A 17230-nucleotide genomic window follows, 5' to 3' on the forward strand; every position below is an offset into this window, starting at 1 on the left:
GGAGATCAGGTCCTTAGGTCAGCGATGGCGGCGACGAGGCCGGCGGTGGAGGAATCACGGGAGGCGGCGGACTCGCGGCCCTGCACGACCGGCAGGAGCCCGGTGGCCAGTTCCTTGCCGAGTTCGACGCCCCATTGGTCGAAGGCGTTGATACCGAAGAGCTGGGCCTCGACGAAGACGCGGTGCTCGTAGAGCGCCACGAGGCGGCCGAACGCGAACGGGTCGAGCAGGCGATGGAGGATGGTGATCGAGGGGCGGTCGCCCGAGAACTCGCGATGTGGCGCGATGCGCTCGGCTTCGTCGGGTGAGCGGCCCGCGTCGAGGAGCTGCTGGCGCGCCTCTTCGAGCGTGCGGCCCTTCATCAGCGCCTCGCTCTGCGCGAGGCAGTTGGCGAGAAGCAGGTCCTGATGGACGCGCATCTGCGACCCCGCCTCGTGCGCATTGGCGCCGACGATGAACTCGACGGGGATGATGTCGGTGCCCTGGTGCAGCAGCTGGAAGAAGGCGTGCTGCCCGTTCGTGCCTGGTTCGCCCCAGACCACCGGACCGGTGATGGCGACGCGGCGGCCGTCGAGGCCGACATGCTTGCCGTTCGATTCCATGTCGAGCTGCTGGAGGTAGGCCGGCAGGCGGGACAGGCGCTGGTCGTAGGGAATTACGGCGCGGGTGGGATGACCCTGCGCGACGCGGTGCCACCAGCCGACGAGACCGAGCAGCATCGGCAGGTTGGCCGCGATCGGCGCGTCCTTGAAATGGCGGTCCATGTCGCGCGCGCCGGCCAGGAACTCGCGAAAACGCTCCGGCCCGATCGCCAGCATCAGCGGCAGGCCGATCGCCGACCAGACGGAATAGCGCCCGCCGACCCAGTCCCAGAAGCCGAAGGTGCGATCTTCGCCGATACCGAAGGCGCCGACCTTGTCGAGTGCGGTGGAGACGGCGCAGAAATGCGCGCCGACGGCGGCTTCGCCGAGCGCGTCGGCGACGAAGCGGCGCGCGGTGCCAGCGTTCGTCATCGTCTCGATCGTGGTGAAGGTCTTCGAGGCGACGATGAAGAGCGTGGTGGCCGGTGATACGAGTTTCAGCGTGTCCGCCATATGCGCGCCGTCGACATTCGACACGAAATGGGTGCGCGGGCCATCGTGATAGGGCGCCAGCGCCAGCGCCGCCATCACCGGTCCGAGGTCGGAGCCGCCGATGCCGATATTGACGATGTCGGTAATGCGCTCGCCGGTCGCGCCGGTGATGGTGCCGCCGCGAATGCCGTCGGCAAAGCGCGACATGGCCACGAGCACCCGCTCGACATCCGCTCCCACGGCCTCGCCATCAGCGGTGAAGCCGTCCTCGGGCCGGCCGCGCAGCGCGACGTGGAGGACCGCACGTCCTTCGGTGGCGTTGATGCGGGCGCCCGCGAACATCGCGTCGCGCCGGGCCTCGACGCCCATCTTGCCCCCGAAGGCAATGAGCGCCGCGAGATCGTCGCGCGAGAGTGCGGTCTTCGAGAAGTCGAGGAGAAGATCGTCGTGATGCACGGAAAGCGCGTCGAAGCGACTCTTGTCCTCGGCGAACAGAGCGCGGATGCCGCGCTCCAGCGCGGCCTTGCCGCGGGCCGTCATGTCGTCGAGGCCGAGATCGTTCGAAACGGGTCTGTTCTCTTGCACGCGTCTTGATCCATCGCTCTGGAGCCGTTGCCGTCTGGCAGTCGGCTGGTCGCATCGGCGGTTAGAGATAGAACCATTTGGTGCAAAGCCAAACAATTCCGGTGGCGCGCGGCCCGGCGGCCCCGGATCGAGGCCGCATAGGCATTCCCCTGCACCGCGGTATCCCCTCCGAACGCCCGCGTCTGCGCTCAGCCTTAGCACCCCGATCGTTTCAATTTTATCATCACGCCGCCGTTATGTGCGGCATGGCAAGCCGCCGGTCGACGGCGGTCAAACGAAAAAGCCGGTCGCCGCGATGGCGAACCGGCTCGTCCGAGGTCTGGGTACGGGCTTAGGGCTTAGGGCTCAGGTGCCGAGGCCGGCGAGGCGCTCGATGGCAAGGTCCAGCGTGTGATCCATCGTGTCGATGCCGTCGGCACGGTTCTCTTTCGCGACGCGCCGCTTCCACTCTTCGAGGATCGAACGCTTCTGGCCATGGTCGAGCGAGGCATCCTCGACCACCGAATGCGGCGAGGCGAAGCTCGTGCCGTCCTCGCGATCAAACTTGGCGTGCTTGAGGGATTCTGTGCTCATCGGCGTGTCATCCTTGCGCTGTCGGCCGGATCTCTGGTTACGCTGTGAACCGTGCCGGATGGTGCCGAGTACAACGATCGCAACCGCCGAACGTTTCCGTGCTCTCGCCGACCCTCAATATTCCTTTTCGTAGAAGATGCCGACCTCGCCGCCGCCGCCCGCCGTCACCGCGCCGCGCGCCTTGATGTTGGCGCCGAGATCGAGGTCGATCGCCACACGGCCGGTGGAATCGACGCCGACATAGGTGTTATCGTTGAGGTAGCGGCCGACGCCCACCGCCGTCTGGCCGTCGGCATTGGTGCGGATGTCGAGATCGTCGACGCCGAGCTGCGAGCGCAGGTTGTCGAGGAGGCTCGTGGAACCGCCAACGCCGGCCAGCTGCGCCGCTGCCGAAGCGAGCTGCGCGATCTGCAGCGGCGAGAGGTCCGCCGTTCCCTGGCCGAAGATCAGCCGCGCCAGCACCTCGTCCTGCGGCAGGGCGGGGGAGGAGGAGAAGCTGAAGGCCGGGTTTGTCGCCGGGCCGGTGATCGCGACGTTGACGGTGACCTCCCCGGTGTCCGACGTGGCCAGAAGGTCGAGTGTCGGCACAAGGTTGCCGTCGAAGGTCAGCGTCGCGCGGGCAAAGTCGAGCCGGCGCGACAGAAGCTGGAAGCGCCCGCGCTGCAACTCGAAGCCGCCCGCGATGCCGAGATTGGACACGGGGCCGGTGATACGGATCGTGCCGCCGAGTTCCAGATCAAGCCCGCGGCCGCGCACGAAGACGCGGTTCGGGGCGTTCAACGTCACATCCAGGCTTATGCCACCGCTCGTCGAGGTGCCGGCCTTGCCGCTGTTGGGGTCGATCTCGCGGATCTGCTGGAGCACCGGGGCCGGCGTGTTGCGCCGGTCGAGATCGATCCGGGCGAGCGAGGTCGGCAGGTTGTCGGGAACGAGGATGTTGATCTCGGAGGCATTGACCGTTCCCGCCAGCACGGCATTGCCGGTGAGCGGCCCGATCAGGGTCAGTCCGGCGTCGAGCCGCACCGAGACGAGCTCGCCGTCGGCATAGCGGCCCTGGTTGACCTGGATGCGCAGGTCCGCCGGGAAGCCGGCGCCGAGGCCGATCGTTCCCGAGGCCGACAGCGTGCCGCCGGCCGCGAACTCGGCGGTGACCCCCTGCAACGTCGCCGTGCTACCATTCAGGGCGATCGTGGCGTTGATATTGTTGAGGGCGAGATTGGCGCCGGTGTCGACGAAGCTGGCGCCGCTGGTCGAGATACTGCCGACGATGTTGGGATTGGCCGGTGTCCCGGTGACGCTGGCATTGACGCGCACCGTGCCCTGAACCGACCGGCCGTTCTCGGCGAGGATGCGGTTGGCGATCGACAGCGGCGCCGTGCCGTCGAGGCGCAGATCGAAGGTGGGGGTGCCCGCAACGCCGATCGAGCCGTTCGCCGTGAAGGCGAGACCCGAACCCGAGAGGTTGGCGTCGAGCGTCACACGGTTGTCGGCAAAGGTGCCGTTCGCCGCGATGTCGAGCGGGCCGACGCCGGCATCGCGCGTCTGCTGCAGCGTCAGCGCGCCGACCCGCAGGTCGTACTGGACGTTCGGGTTGGCGAGCGTGCCGCCGGCGCGCACCGTGCCGTTCAACGTGCCGGTCGGCGCGATGCCGGGAGCGGCGGCGTTGGCGAGCGAGGCGGGGATGTTGTCGAGCGTCACGGCGAGATCGAGCCGTTCGCCGACCGTGCCGGTCGCCGTCACCGCGCCGGTGCCGAGATCGACACGCGCCGTCTGCAGCGTCGCCGTCCCGTTCGCATAGGAACCGGTCGCCACGGCATCGATGTCCGGCGCGCCGGCGCTGCGGGTCTGAGCGAGCGATACGCCGTCGGCCCTGAGGTCGAAGGTCGCCGCGGGATCGCTCAGCGAGCCGGTCGCCGATGCGGTGCCCGACAGCGTGCCGCGGGCGTCCAGATCGGGACGCACCGCATTGGCGAGCGCGACGGGGAAGCGTTCGAGCGTCAGGCGCAGGTCGAGGGCGCGGCCGAGCGTGCCCGTCGCCTCCAGCGTTCCCTCGCCGACCGCGAGGCGCGCCCGCTCGAAGCGCGCGGTGCCCTCGTTATAGGCACCGGCGATGTCGAGGGTTGCGGGCGCCAAGCCGGACTGGCGCAGCGGCGCGGCGGTGAGGCCGGTGCCGGCGAGCTGGAACGTGGCGTCGGGGTTGCTGATCGAGCCGGTGGCGCTTCCCGTGCCGTTGATCGTGCCGGCGGCGTCGAGGCCGGGCCGGATGCCGTTGGCAAGCGCCGCCGGCAGGTCGACGATGGCGAGCTTGAGGTCGAGATCGCGCCCGACGCTGCCGGTCGCTTCGATCCGCCCGGTGCCGACCGTGACGCGCGCTGTTTCCAGCCGCGCGGTGCCGCCGCGATAGGCGCCCGACAGGTCGAGCGCCAGAGGGGCGACGCCGGCGCGCTTGATCTCCGCCGCCGTGATGCCGGCCCCTGCGAGGTCGAAGGTGACGGCGGGATTGGCCAGCGACCCCGAGGCATCTGCGGTGCCGTTGATCAGGCCCTCGGCGCCGAGCCCGTCGACGAAGCCGTTGGCAAGCGCCACGGGAATGTCGGTGAGGCGCAGCGCCAACGCCAAGCTCTCGCCGACGGTGCCGGTCGCGTCGATCGAGCCCTCGCCGAGATCGACGCGGGCGGTGCGCAGCGTCGCGGTGCCGTCGCGGTACTGGCCGGCGAGCGCCGCGTTGACCGCATCCAGGTTGGCGGCGCGAGTCTGCGAGGTCGCCAGCGCATCGGCGCGCAGGTCGAAATCGGCGTCGGGCGCATCGGTCGGGCCGCGCAGGGCCGCGGTGCCGCTGACCGTCCCCGCCGCATTCAGATCGGCGACGAAGGGGTTGGCGATCGCTGCCGGGAACCGCTCGAGTTCGAGTGCCAGATCGTAGGTGTCGCCCAGCGTCCCGTTGACGGTGAGCGAGCCCTCGCCGACGTCGAGGCGGATGCGTCCGAGCGTCGTGCGTGGCGATCCCAGCGTGATCGTCGCGGGCTCGGCCAGCGAGAGTGCGGCCTCTGGAATGGCCGCGTCGAGCGTGCGCAGGTTGACCACGGTGCCGGCGTCGGTGACCGCTAGGTCGCCCGAGAGGCGCGTCGGTACGTCGTTGAGCCGCAGCGAGGCGTTGACGGCGGTGGTGTCGTTGACGGTTTCCAGCGTCGCGTCGAGCCGCTCGACAGCCAGGGATCCGGCGCGAATGGCGGCCGCGCGGACGGTGCCGGCAGCGAGCGGACGGGCGAGGAAGTCGGTGAGGCGCAGGTCGATGCGGGCATCCGACAGCGAGTTCGTGCCGAGCGTCACGCTGCGCGCCGTCAGATCGATGTCGGCGACCGGCGTTCCGCCGTTGCCGACCGCAAGGTTGACGGTGCCCGCGAGATCGCCCGAACCGTCCTGTCCGGCGAGCGCCAGAAGCGTCGCGGCATCGGGGATCGCGATCTGCAGCGAGCCGAAGGGGCGGTCGTCGCCATCGAGTGCGAGTTCGCCCGCAATGCGGTTTTCGCCTTGGCGCACGAGCAAGTTGCGCAGGATGCGGCGGCCGCCTTCGGTCGCCAGATCCGCCGTCAGAGCAAGCGGCGCGCCGTTGTAGGTGCCGCCGACCGCGATCGTGCCGGCTGGCGCCTCGGGCGCGAACGTGCCCTGGATGCGGGCGTTGAGGTCGTTGAGCGTGCGCCCCGCGACGATGAGATTGCCGGCGGTGGCGGTGAGGTCCACCACCGGGGCTTCGAGCGTGCCGGAGGCCTTGAGGTCGAAGCGCGCCTCGCCCTTCAACGCCGAATCGGCGATGGCGGCCTGGTTGAGCTGACCGGTGATCGCAGCGGTGATCTCGTCGCCCGTCAGGCTGGCCGAGCCCGCGATGTCGAGTGCATCGCCGTCCACCACGAGATTGTCGACGCCGAACGAGCCATCGGCGGCGCGGCGCGCGTTGCCTTCGATGCGAACGCGATCGCCGACATAGGGGACGGCATCGGCGGCGAGCGCAGCGGTCTCGAAGTCGCTGGCGATCTGCAGCTGAAACGTCGAAAAGTTCAGCGCCGCCTGGCCCGACAGCGCCAGCGAGGCCGCGCCGGTGGTGAGGTTGGCAGCCTGGAAGGTCAGCCCGTCCGCAGTGAGCGCGCCGTTGGCGTTGAGCGCGATCGGCCCTTCGAGAACCCGCGCGGCAATGGCCTGCGCCTGTCCCGTCGCGGTGTTGGCGACGCTGGCATTGCGGGCGCGGGCCTCGATCGTCAGCGGGCCGACGAGATTGTTGAGATCGAAGCCGGAGCTTGTCGCCTTCGCGGTCACTTCGTTGAGGACGTAGTCCTCGAAGCCCGCGGTGCGGGCGGTGGCCGAGAGATCGACCGCGGCCGCATTGAACGCACCCCGCAGGGCCGCGTCGAGCGAGGCGATCTCAAGCGCTGTCTGCGAGCCCACCGAGCCGAAGGTGAGCGCCACCGGATTGCCCGCGTCGGTGCGCAGCGTGACCTTGAGGTCGTTGGCCGAGCCGCTGCGATCCAGCGTACCAGCGGCTGTTAGTTGCAGCCCGCCGGAGACCAGGCGTCCCGCATCGATCGCGATGACGCCATCCGGACGCAACAGGACGTTGGTGTCGAGCGCCAGATCGGCGCCGACGACGTCGAGATATCGCTCCGGCACGAAGGGCGCGGTGAGAGCGGTGAGCGAGGCGCCGATGCGCCGGCCTTCCGTGCCGTTGCGCACGGTGGCGTTCAGCGTGGCGGCGCGCTCGGTGCCGAGATCCAGCGTGCCGGCGGCGGCAAAATCGTCGAACGGACCCGATCCGGTGATCGAAAGGGCGACCGGCGGCGTGCCGGGGATGTTGAGAAGGCCGGCGACGAGGCCGCCCGCCGGCTCGCTGGCGTTGATCTCGATCTCCAGCCGGTTGGCATCGGGTTGGAAGCCGAGCTTCAGCGTGATGTCGCCTGCCTGATCGAGCCGCCGGATCGTGGCGGTGGCATCAAGTTGCGCGGGATCGGGCGACAGGGTCAGCGAAGCCTCGGCCGAGAGGCGCGCGGGAACGCCCGCCACGGCCTCGCCGAGCACGAACTCGGCGATCGCGATGCGTTGCACGTTGGCGGTGATCGAGGGCAGCGCGAATCCGCCGGTGCTCTCCTCCACCGGGGCTGTGGAGGCGCGGGGCAGGCGGTCGAGCGCGATCCGGCCGGCCGTGAGGTTCTCGATCGAGACGGTCTTGCGCACGAGCGACAGTGGCGACCAGTCGAGCGCGAGGTCGCGCGCGGTCAGCCAGATGCCGTCGCGGTCGGCCACCGTCACCTGCTCGATGCGCAGGTTGCCGGAGAGGGCGCCACTGAGGCCCTCGATCTTCACCTGCCGGTCTTCCGTCGACAGCAGGCTTTCGAGCTGGCCGGCGAGGAACTGGGCGCGGGCGGGCTGCGCTGCGAGAATCGTCGGCAACGCGAGGAGCAGCAGGGCGACGAGCCGCAAACGGGCGAGGGGAGCGAGAAGCGCGCGCATCGTATTCATCAGAAGGCCTGTCCGATGCCGGCATAGATCTGGAAGGAGCCGTCGCGCGGGCCGGGATCGAGGGGGATGCCGACATCGACGCGGATCGGGCCGAAGCCCGTGAGGTAGCGGGCGCCGACGCCGGCGCCGATCTTCAGGTTGCCGAAGTCGGGCGCGAGATCCTCGCCCACCGCGCCGGCATCCACGAAGGGCACGACCTGGATCTTGTCGGTGACCTTGAAGCGCAGCTCGGCGGAGGCCTCGAACACCGAGAGGCCCCCCGTCGGCGTGTCGACGAAATTGGCGTTGGTGCCGGGCACTGCGAAAGACGGATAGTAGGGCCCGATCGACTGGAACACGTAGCCGCGCACCGAGCCGCCGCCGCCGGCATAGAAGCGCCGGTCGTTGGGAATGTCCTGCAGGTCACCTCCGACGATCGCCCCGTAGCCGACGCGGCCGGCGACGACGAACCGGTCGTCCTCGTCGAGCGAGAGGTAGGCGGAGGCGTCGGCGCGGCCCTTGAGGAAGGGCGTCGAGCCCATCACGTCGTAGCCGGGCTCAGCGGCCAATTTGGCGAGGAAGCCCGAGGTCGGGTTCAGCTTGTCGTCGCGATTGTCGAACGTGTAGCTGACCGGCACGGAGGCGATGAGGAATTCCTCGTCGGAGCGCAGGTAGTCGGTGATCGTCTCGTACTCGGCGACGACATTGACGGTCAGGCGCTGCTGGTCGTCGATCGAGTATTCGACGCCGTTGGAGACTGCGACCGACTGGCGGTCGTAGGCCAGCGGCTGCTCGCTGAGCGCGGTGATCGAGCCGACATAGACGGAATCGGGACCGAGCACGCCCGGTTTGCGGAAGACGCCGGAGAGCTTGTAGTCGAAGCCGTCGGTCTCGCGGCCCGTGTCCGAAAGTGTGTTGGCGCCGATGCGCGAGACCGCGCCCTCGATGCGCAGGCTCTCGGCCCGCCCGAAGACGTTGCGGTCTTCCCAGTAGCCGTTCACGCCGGCGCCGTCGGTATTGGAGAATGTGGCGCCGGCGCCGATGACGTGGCGCTTGCGCTCGGCCACCGTCACCTGAAGCGGCAGCGTGCCGTCGGCGGCCTGCGCGTCGCTCGACTTGACGCTGACGGTGGAGAAGACGTTGAGGTCCGTGAGGCGCTTGCGGGCGCGGTCGAGGTCGGCGGTGGAATAGGTCGTGCCGGGTTCGATGCCGGCCATGAAGGCGACGAAGCCCGGATCCATCCGGTCGGTGCCGTCGACGAAGGTCTGGCCGAAGGGGACGGGCTCGCCCGGCGAGATGGTGAGCGCGACGTCGACCGTCTCGGTGGCGCTGTCGGCGATGACGCTGCGTTTCGTGAGCGCCACGAAGGGGCGGCCCTCGTTGCGGAGCGCTTCCATGATACGCCCCTCGGCGGCCAGGATCCGGGTCGAGTCGGCCGACGATCCCGGCGCGAGATCGTAGGTCTCGGGATCGAGCGGCACGCCGTTGGCGTCGATCGCCACGGTTCCGATCTTGAAGAGCGGGCCGGGATCGACGGTGATCTCGATGGGAACCGGGCGGGACGTGTCGAAGGTCGCGTCGGGCAGAAGTTCGGCGACGTCGCGGCCCTCGATGCGGATCGTCACGAGCCCGTCGTAACGCGAATTCTCGTACAGCGCGGCGACCAGCCGGCGGCGATCGTTCTTGGCCTTGGCGAGAAGGCCGAGGGAGCCCGAGACCGGTTCGTCCTCGTCGGCCTTCAGCGAGGACGCCGTCTCGAGCGTGTCCTGCAGGTCGTCGACGTCGGGCGAGACGGTGAGCGTCACCGTGTATTCGACGGGATCGGTGATCGCCGGATCGGTCTCGTCCTTCTTGCCGAAGATCGTGAAGCCGAAGATCTCGAAGGCTGCGGCGGGGCGCGGTCCATCACCCAGGGCCACGCCTGTGATCAGGGCGAGCGCGAGGAGGGGACGGGCAAGACGTTTCAAGCTCACTGACAACGCGGGAACGCTCTCTCGTCGGACGCCACTGGATCGGGAAGCCGCGTCTCAATCGCGCCGCCGGAAAAACCTTGCGGCCCCAGCCGCCGATCGTCCCATCGGGTCCGCGCCCCCCGAGCACGTCTTCTCAAAATGCCGGTCCCCGGCCAAATGACAACCGCCGCGTTGCGCTCATCCACGATTCACCAAACCTTTTGTGGGACTTGCGCCACAGTCTTCAGAACTCAGGATCGCGGGACGCCCGCGCCGACGGGCTTTGACTGTGCGACGCGCCGTTTCGTCGCAAGCGCCGTGTGAAATCGGTCGATTCGTCGCGCGAGATGGAACGGTTCCAGATTTCGCTTGCCGCGCTTGGCCGAGCGTAGCAAGCTCACAACCTCAAGGGGTCGAGAAACGCGACGACGGCAAGGCCGAACGTCCGCCGCCCCAAGGGTTTTGCCGGGTTCGTTCCGGCGAGGCCCGACAGGTTCGCCGCGCCTCGCCGCGGCATTCGGGAGGATACGCATGACCGAAGTCTCGATGACCGTGAACGGGCGCGCGATGGACGGGGTGGTCGAGGACCGCACGCTGCTCGTCCAGTTCCTGCGCGACCAGCTCGGCCTCACGGGAACCCATGTCGGTTGCGACACCTCGCAATGCGGGGCCTGCATCGTGCATGTCGACGGGCAAGCCGTGAAGTCCTGCACGATGCTCGCCGTGCAGGCGTCCGGTGCCGCCGTGACCACGATCGAGGGCATCGCCAAGGGCCAGGACCTGCACCCCGTGCAGGCGGCGTTCCGCGAACATCACGGGCTCCAGTGCGGCTACTGCACGCCCGGCATGATCATGACGGCGGTGGACATGATCCGCCGCCACGACGGGGTGCTCGACGAGCACACGGTGCGCGAGGAGCTCGACGGCAACATCTGCCGCTGCACGGGCTACCATAACATCGTCAAGGCGATCCTCTCGGCCGCGGAGGCGATGGGCGCGACGGTCTCCGACCAACGCATCGCCGCCGAATAGTCGTCAACGGTATCAAACGGGCCGCGCCGGCGCTCAATGAGCGCCGCGAGCGCCGTCCGGCAAGCGATCTCGGGAGGATCTCGTCATGGGTGTCGAAGGCATCGGCGCGCGCGTTCTGCGCAAGGAAGACCGTCGTTTCATCACCGGCCGCGGCCGCTACACGGACGACATGGTCGTCCCCGGCATGAAATATGCCGCCTTCGTGCGCTCGCCGCACGCCCATGCGACGATCAAGGGCATCGACACCTCGGCCGCGCGGGCGATGAAGGGCGTCATCGACATTCTCGACGGCGAGCAGCTGACCGGCGACGGAATCGGCAATCTCATCTGCGGCTGGGCGGTCACCTCGAAGGACGGCACGGGCATGAAGATGGGCGCCTGGCCGGCGCTGGCGGTCGGCACGGTGCGCCATGTCGGCCAGGCCGTCGCGGTGGTGGTGGCCGAGACGAAGGCGCAGGCGCGCGACGCCGCCGAAGCGGTGGAGATCGACTACGAGGTGCTCGACGCCGTGGTGGATGCGGCCAAGGCGCTGGAGAGCGGCGCGCCGCAGCTTCACCCGGAAGCGCCGGGCAATCTCGTCTTCGACTGGGAGATCGGCGACGCGAAGGCGACCGCGGAGGCCTTCGCCTGCGCCGCGCACGTCACAAAGCTCGACATCGTCAACAACCGGCTCGTGCCCAACGCGATGGAGCCGCGCGCCGCGCTCGGCCACTACGATGCGGCCGACGACCACTACACCTGCTGGACGACCTCGCAGAACCCGCATGTCGCCCGCCTCGTGATGAGCGCCTTCTACAACGTCGCGCCCGAGCACAAGCTGCGCGTCATCGCCCCCGATGTCGGCGGCGGTTTCGGCTCGAAGATCTATATCTACCCCGAAGAGATCGTCTGCCTCTGGGCGTCCAAGCGCACCGGCGTTCCCGTGAAATGGACGTCCGACCGCTCCGAGGCCTTCCTCACCGATGCCCACGGTCGCGACCACCAGACCCATGCGGAGATCGCCATCGACGCCGATCACAAGATCATCGGCATGAAGGTCGACACGATCGCCAATCTCGGCGCCTACATGTCACTCTTTTCCTCGGCGACCCCGACCTATCTCTACGCGACGCTGCTCTCGGGCCAGTACGACATCCCCGCGATCTACGCGAACGTGAAGGCCGTCTACACCAACACCGTGCCGGTGGATGCCTATCGCGGCGCCGGCCGGCCGGAGGCGACCTTCGTGGTCGAGCGCATCGTCGAGACGGCGGCGCGCGAACTCGGCCTCTCGCCCGTCGAGTTCCGACGCAAGAACTTCATCACGTCCTTCCCGCACCAGACGCCCGTCATCATGAACTACGACACCGGCGATTTCGGTGCGACGCTGGACGCCGGCCTGAAGGCCGCCGACTACGCCGGCTTCGAGGCGCGCCGGGCCGAGGCCAAGGGGCGCGGCAAGCTGCGCGGCATCGGCATGTCATGCTACATCGAGGCCTGCGGCATCGCGCCCTCGAAGGCGGTGGGCTCGCTCGGCGCCGGCGTCGGCCTGTGGGAATCGGCAGAGGTGCGGGTCAATCCGGTCGGCACGATCGAGATACTGACGGGCTCTCACAGCCACGGTCAGGGCCACGAGACGACCTTCGCCCAGCTCATCGCGGAACGGTTCGGCCTGCCGATCGACAACGTGCAGGTGATCCACGGCGACACCGACAAGGTGCAGTTCGGCATGGGCACCTACGGCTCGCGTTCCGGCGCGGTCGGCATGTCGGCGATTTCGAAGGCGCTCGACAAGGTCGAGGCCAAGGCCAAGAAGATCGCCGCCCACCTGCTGGAGGCCTCCGACGAGGACATCGTCATCGAGAACGGCGAGGTGAAGGTCGCGGGCACCGACCGCAAGCTTGCCTGGCACGAGGTCGCGCTCGGCGCGTATACCGGTCACAACCTCCCGGACGGCATGGAGCCGGGTCTGAAGGAAGGCGCCTTCTACGATCCGCAGAACTTCACCTTCCCGGCCGGCACCTACATCTGCGAAGTCGAAGTGGACCCCGAGACGGGCACGACTGAGATCATCCAGTTCGTCGCCGCCGACGATTTCGGGCGCGTCATCAACCCGATGATCGTCGAGGGTCAGGTCCACGGGGGTGTGGCGCAGGGCATCGGGCAGGCGCTGCTCGAGGGCGTCCATTACGACGACACCGGACAACTCGTGACCGCCTCCTACAACGACTACGCCATGCCCCGCGCCTGGGACCTGCCGATGTTCCAGGTCCTGACCACCGAAACGCCCTGCACGACCAACCCGTTGGGCATCAAGGGCTGCGGCGAGGCCGGCGCGATCGGCTCGCCGCCGGCGGTGATCAACGCCATCACCGACGCCATCGGCAACAACGCCCTGTCGATGCCGGCGACGCCTGAGAAGGTCTGGCGCGCGATCCACGCGGCCTGAGCTGCAAGCCCTCGCCCGGGCGGCTCGTCGAGCGCGCCGCCCGGCTCTTCGTCATCATCGGGCAACTTCGAGACATGCTGCGCTCCCACCGCCCGAAAGGGCCGGGACAGTCGCCGGCTCCGGGGTTGCATCAAGGGCTCGGCGCCCGCCGCGTCGTCGCCGCCAAGGGAGATCCTTCATGTACCAGACCCAGTACAAGCGCCCGACCTCGATTGCGGAAGCGGCCGGCTTCATCGGCCAGTCCGAAGGGGAGGGGAAGTATCTGTCAGGGGGTATGACGCTCATTCCGACGATGAAGGCCCGGCTCGCCGCACCCGGCATGCTCGTGGACCTGCGCCACATCGCCGATCTCAAGGGCATCTCGGTCAGCGGCCGTCGCGTGTGGATCGGCGGCGGCGTGACGCATTTCGAGGTGGCGACGTCCCGCGAGATCGAGGCGGTGGCGCCGGGCTTCACCAACCTTGCCGAACTGATCGGCGACCCGGCCGTGCGCCATATGGGCACGATGGGCGGCGTCGTCGCCAATTTCGACCCGGCCGCCGACTATCCCGCCGCACTGCTGGCATTCGGAGGCACCATCCACACCGATCGGCGCGAAATCGGCGCGGACGACTACTTTCTCGGCCTCTTCGAGACGGCCCTGGAAGAGAACGAGATCGTCACCGCCGTGTCCTTCGAGGCGCCGGACGCCTCGGCCTACGAGAAGTTCCGCAACCCGGCCTCGCGCTATGCGATGTGCGGCGTCTACGTGTCGAAGCGCGGTACGGACGTGCGCGTCGGCGTGACCGGCGCGGGATCGAGCGGCGCCTTCCGCTGGCGCGAGGCGGAAGCGGCCCTCTCCGCGAGCTTCGAAGCGTCTGCGATCGACGGGCTCACCGTGCCGCAGGACGACATGATCGGCGACATCCACGGCTCGCAGGAATACCGCGCCCATCTCGTCACCGTCGTCACGCAACGTGCCGTGCGCAAGGCGAAGGGCTGAGCGCGCGCCGATCGGGTCGGGGGACGCCATGAAGGCTGAAAGTCGGCCGATGCGGATAGGAACGGTTTTTCCGGCGGTCGCGAGGGCCGCATGCACGTCGTGCGTTTCCCGAGTCCCGTATCGTGACCGCGAAACGCCGCACGCCCTGCCGTCATCGCCTCGGTACTCAGCGCGACCCCGAATGCGGGGGCGCCACGAAACGGTATCGATCCTGATGCAAGAAAGGGTGCGCCGATCCATGGCGCAACCTTTCTTGACTCTTGCGCGTGTTGTGAGCTCCACTGGACCGACGATCACGACCGGCTAACCGAACCATTGCCTCACGAACAGCCTGTCTGACCCATCCCTACGAAAGCGGATGGGCGCGCATACTCCCGCGCCTCTGGCTCCCGGCTGGCCGGAAGATCGACCCGCTGGCCAGCCTGCCGTTCGGCCGATCAGAGATCGCAGCGATGACGGTAGCCGTCGTAGCCGACGAACGTGTCGGTGCGCGGGTCGTAGGAGCGATAGCGTGCAAAGCACGCCTCGACGTGATCGCCGCGCGAGCGATTGTATTCCACCCGGCGCGGCTCGTAGCGGTAGGCTCGCTGGGGGATCGTATCTTCGTAGGACGGCGGATCGACATAGACGGGCGCGCGATAGGCGGGACGCGCGTAGGTCGGGCGACCGTAGGGCTGCGCATAGGGGTCGGCGTAGACGGGGGCCGGGGCGGGCGCCGAGAGCGCCGAGCCCAGCAATGCACCCGCGGCCAGACCGATGGCGCCGCCGAGCAACGCATCGCCGCCGTCGAAGCCGCGCCGATGATGGCGATCGCCGCGCCAGCCATTGTCGCGATATTGCGGCTGGCCGTAGCCCCAGGGCTCGGCCTTGGCCGCCGGCGCACCGGCACCGATTGCCAGGGCGCAGGTCGCCGCTACCAAGATCCATTTGCGCATGACCGAACTCCCGACCGAAACCGTGGCGATCGATGATCCGCCGCGCTTGGCGGCATCATGATCGTTTAAACGCCATAAAACGCCTTCCTGCCTGAACGCCGCCTGAACACGAAGGTTTCACGAGCTTGTGTCGCAGAACGGGCCGTGGGCTGGATGCCTCCCGAATGCGAAGTTGAAACAAGGTCTGGCGGATCCAAGGGATACCCGACAACGCGGCGCCTCATGAAAAAGGGCCGGCGGTCGGCCGGCCCTCGAAGTTTTCGCGATGATGCGATCTTGCGATCGAGGTCCGGTCAGAGCCGGCAGACGCGACGCTCGCCCGCACTGTTGGCGACATAGGTGTTCGAGCGGGGATCGTAAGTGCGATAGCGGGCCGCGCAGCGGGCCGCCTGGCTGTTGCCGCCACCCGACGATGCTGCGGCACCGGCGGCGGCGCCTGCCGCGAAGCCGAAGATCGCGGCTGCGGCCGCATTGCCGTTGTTGCGGCGGTCGTAGCGCTCGTTGTCGCGATACCAGCGCTGATAGCGGCGATTGTCCCAGCGGCGCGCGTCGCGGCGGAACTCGCGGCAGTCGCGGGCGCCGGGGTTGCGGGCGCAGAAACGCTCGACGTAGCGCTGCTGCTGGCGGTAGCTCTGGGCCTCGGCGGGTGCCGAGAAGGTCGTGATGCCGGTGCCGAGGACGGCGAGCGCCATGATGACCTGCGTAAAACGTCGCATGCGTCGAAACTCCTCCTGCTGCGCCGGCTTCGCCGGTCGCTAATGTCCTCCCGCCCAACGCGAACGATCTGCGCGGGTTCCGGGACGACGATGGATTGCAAGCTGGACTTAGGGATGTGAACGCGGCCTGAACGGCTGCGGTGTTCCGACGCATCGCAAAGCAGGGGACGGCGCGGCGCGGTCATGGTCGGAACGAAGTGCGAACGCTATATCGGGCAAATGGCCAAGATCACCCTCATGGACAAGCTCGCGATCCTCAGCGACGCCGCGAAATACGATGCGTCCTGCGCTTCCAGCGGCACCACGAAACGCGACTCGGTGAAATCGAAGGGGATCGGGTCGACCGAGGGTTCCGGCATTTGTCATGCCTACGCGCCGGACGGGCGCTGTATCTCGCTGCTCAAGATCCTGATGACGAACTTCTGCGTCTACGACTGCGTCTACTGCGTCAACCGTTCGTCCTCCAACGTCCAGCGCGCCCGCTTCTCGGTCGACGAGGTCGTGAAGCTGACGATGGAGTTCTACAAGCGCAACTATATCGAGGGCCTGTTCCTGTCGTCGGGCATCATCCGCTCGTCCGACTATACGATGGAGCAGATGGTGGCGATCGCTCGCAAGCTGCGGCTGGAGCAGAACTTCGCGGGCTATATCCACCTCAAGACGATCCCGGACGCCTCGCCGATCCTCATCGAGGAGGCCGGTCTCTTCGCCGACCGTCTGTCGATCAACATCGAGATGCCCACCGACCTCTCGCTGGAAAGCTTCGCGCCGGAAAAGAAGCCGCGCGACATCAAGCGCTCGATGGGTCACCTGCGGCTGAAGATTGAGGAGCACAAGGGCGAACGCCGCGAGCGGATCAAGCCGCCGAAATTCGCCCCGGGCGGCCAGTCGACGCAGATGATCATCGGCGCCGATGCTTCCAGCGACGACCAGATCCTGGGCCGCTCTGAAAACCTTTACGGCAACTACCAGCTTCGGCGCGTCTACTACTCCGCCTTCTCGCCCATTCCGGATGCGTCGAGCCGCCTGCCGCTCCTCAAGCCGCCGCTGATGCGCGAGCACCGGCTCTACCAGGCCGACTGGCTGATGCGCTTCTACGGGTTCGACCGCGGCGAGATCGTCTCGGGTGGAGACGCGGGGATGCTGGATCTGTCGATCGATCCCAAGCTCGCCTGGGCGTTGAAGAACCGGGGCCGCTTCCCCGTCGACGTCAACCGGGCCGACCGCGAGATGCTGCTGCGCGTGCCCGGCTTCGGCACGAAAGCGGTGGACCGCATCCTGTCGACGCGCCGACACCGGACGTTGCGGCTCGACGACGTCGCGCGGCTCTGCCAGTCGGTCGCGAAGGTACGCCCCTTCATCGAGGCGCTGGACTGGACGCCGGGCGGGCTCACCGACCGCGAGAGCTTGCGCGCCAGCGTCGCGCCCCCACCGAAGGCCGAGCAGCTGAGCCTGTTCTGACCGCCG

The 17230-nt window shown here is 68.2% G+C and carries 10 protein-coding genes; 4 read left to right on the forward strand and 6 right to left on the reverse strand.

Translation table 11 applies throughout. The features are described 5' to 3' along the window. Positions 1 to 5: 5 nt before the first annotated feature. The 4 genes from pgi to AUL33_RS09655 all read right to left on the reverse strand — a co-directional run bounded on the left by pgi (position 6) and on the right by AUL33_RS09655 (position 9685). Positions 6 to 1613 (reverse strand): glucose-6-phosphate isomerase, encoded by a 1608-nt coding sequence (pgi, locus tag AUL33_RS09640; RefSeq protein WP_062207233.1) that lies wholly within the window; start codon positions 1611 to 1613, stop codon positions 6 to 8. Between the two features lie 390 nt (positions 1614 to 2003). Next, positions 2004 to 2231, reverse strand: coding sequence for a hypothetical protein (locus AUL33_RS09645; protein ID WP_062207008.1), 228 nt, complete (start codon positions 2229 to 2231; stop codon positions 2004 to 2006). 114 nt (positions 2232 to 2345) lie between these two features. After that, a complete protein-coding gene (locus tag AUL33_RS09650; protein ID WP_062207009.1) occupies positions 2346 to 7739 on the reverse strand; it encodes a translocation/assembly module TamB domain-containing protein in 5394 nt (1797 codons plus the stop codon). Further along, complete coding sequence (locus AUL33_RS09655; RefSeq protein ID WP_062207010.1) at positions 7739 to 9685, reverse strand: autotransporter assembly complex family protein; 1947 nt, start codon at positions 9683 to 9685, stop codon at positions 7739 to 7741. The genes AUL33_RS09650 and AUL33_RS09655 overlap by 1 nt, the downstream gene beginning before the upstream one ends. A gap of 516 nt (positions 9686 to 10201) precedes the next feature. Between AUL33_RS09655 and AUL33_RS09660 the strand changes: the two genes are divergently transcribed. The 3 genes from AUL33_RS09660 (at position 10202) to AUL33_RS09670 (ending at position 14112) form a co-directional block, all read left to right on the forward strand. After that, on the forward strand, positions 10202 to 10702 hold the full coding sequence (locus tag AUL33_RS09660) for a (2Fe-2S)-binding protein (RefSeq protein WP_062207011.1): 501 nt from the start codon (positions 10202 to 10204) through the stop codon (positions 10700 to 10702). A gap of 85 nt (positions 10703 to 10787) precedes the next feature. Continuing rightward, positions 10788 to 13130 (forward strand): xanthine dehydrogenase family protein molybdopterin-binding subunit, encoded by a 2343-nt coding sequence (locus AUL33_RS09665; protein WP_062207012.1) that lies wholly within the window; start codon positions 10788 to 10790, stop codon positions 13128 to 13130. Positions 13131 to 13308: 178 nt separating this feature from the next. Continuing rightward, positions 13309 to 14112 (forward strand): xanthine dehydrogenase family protein subunit M, encoded by an 804-nt coding sequence (locus AUL33_RS09670; protein ID WP_062207014.1) that lies wholly within the window; start codon positions 13309 to 13311, stop codon positions 14110 to 14112. 437 nt (positions 14113 to 14549) lie between these two features. On the opposite strand, the gene AUL33_RS09675 is transcribed toward AUL33_RS09670, so the two are convergent. Together AUL33_RS09675 and AUL33_RS09680 are read right to left on the reverse strand one after the other, a co-directional pair. Further along, positions 14550 to 15047, reverse strand: coding sequence for a BA14K family protein (locus AUL33_RS09675; protein WP_062207016.1), 498 nt, complete (start codon positions 15045 to 15047; stop codon positions 14550 to 14552). A 293-nt stretch (positions 15048 to 15340) separates the two neighbouring features. Then, entirely contained in the window at positions 15341 to 15763 is a 423-nt protein-coding gene (locus AUL33_RS09680; protein ID WP_062207018.1) for a BA14K family protein, read from the reverse strand. Positions 15764 to 15982: 219 nt separating this feature from the next. Here AUL33_RS09680 and AUL33_RS09685 point away from each other — a divergent pair, with 219 nt between their 5' ends. Continuing rightward, complete coding sequence (locus tag AUL33_RS09685) at positions 15983 to 17224, forward strand: putative DNA modification/repair radical SAM protein (RefSeq protein WP_062207020.1); 1242 nt, start codon at positions 15983 to 15985, stop codon at positions 17222 to 17224. The last annotated feature ends 6 nt before the right edge of the window (positions 17225 to 17230 follow it).

This window comes from Aureimonas sp. AU12, from assembly GCF_001463705.1.
Classification (GTDB): domain Bacteria; phylum Pseudomonadota; class Alphaproteobacteria; order Rhizobiales; family Rhizobiaceae; genus Aureimonas.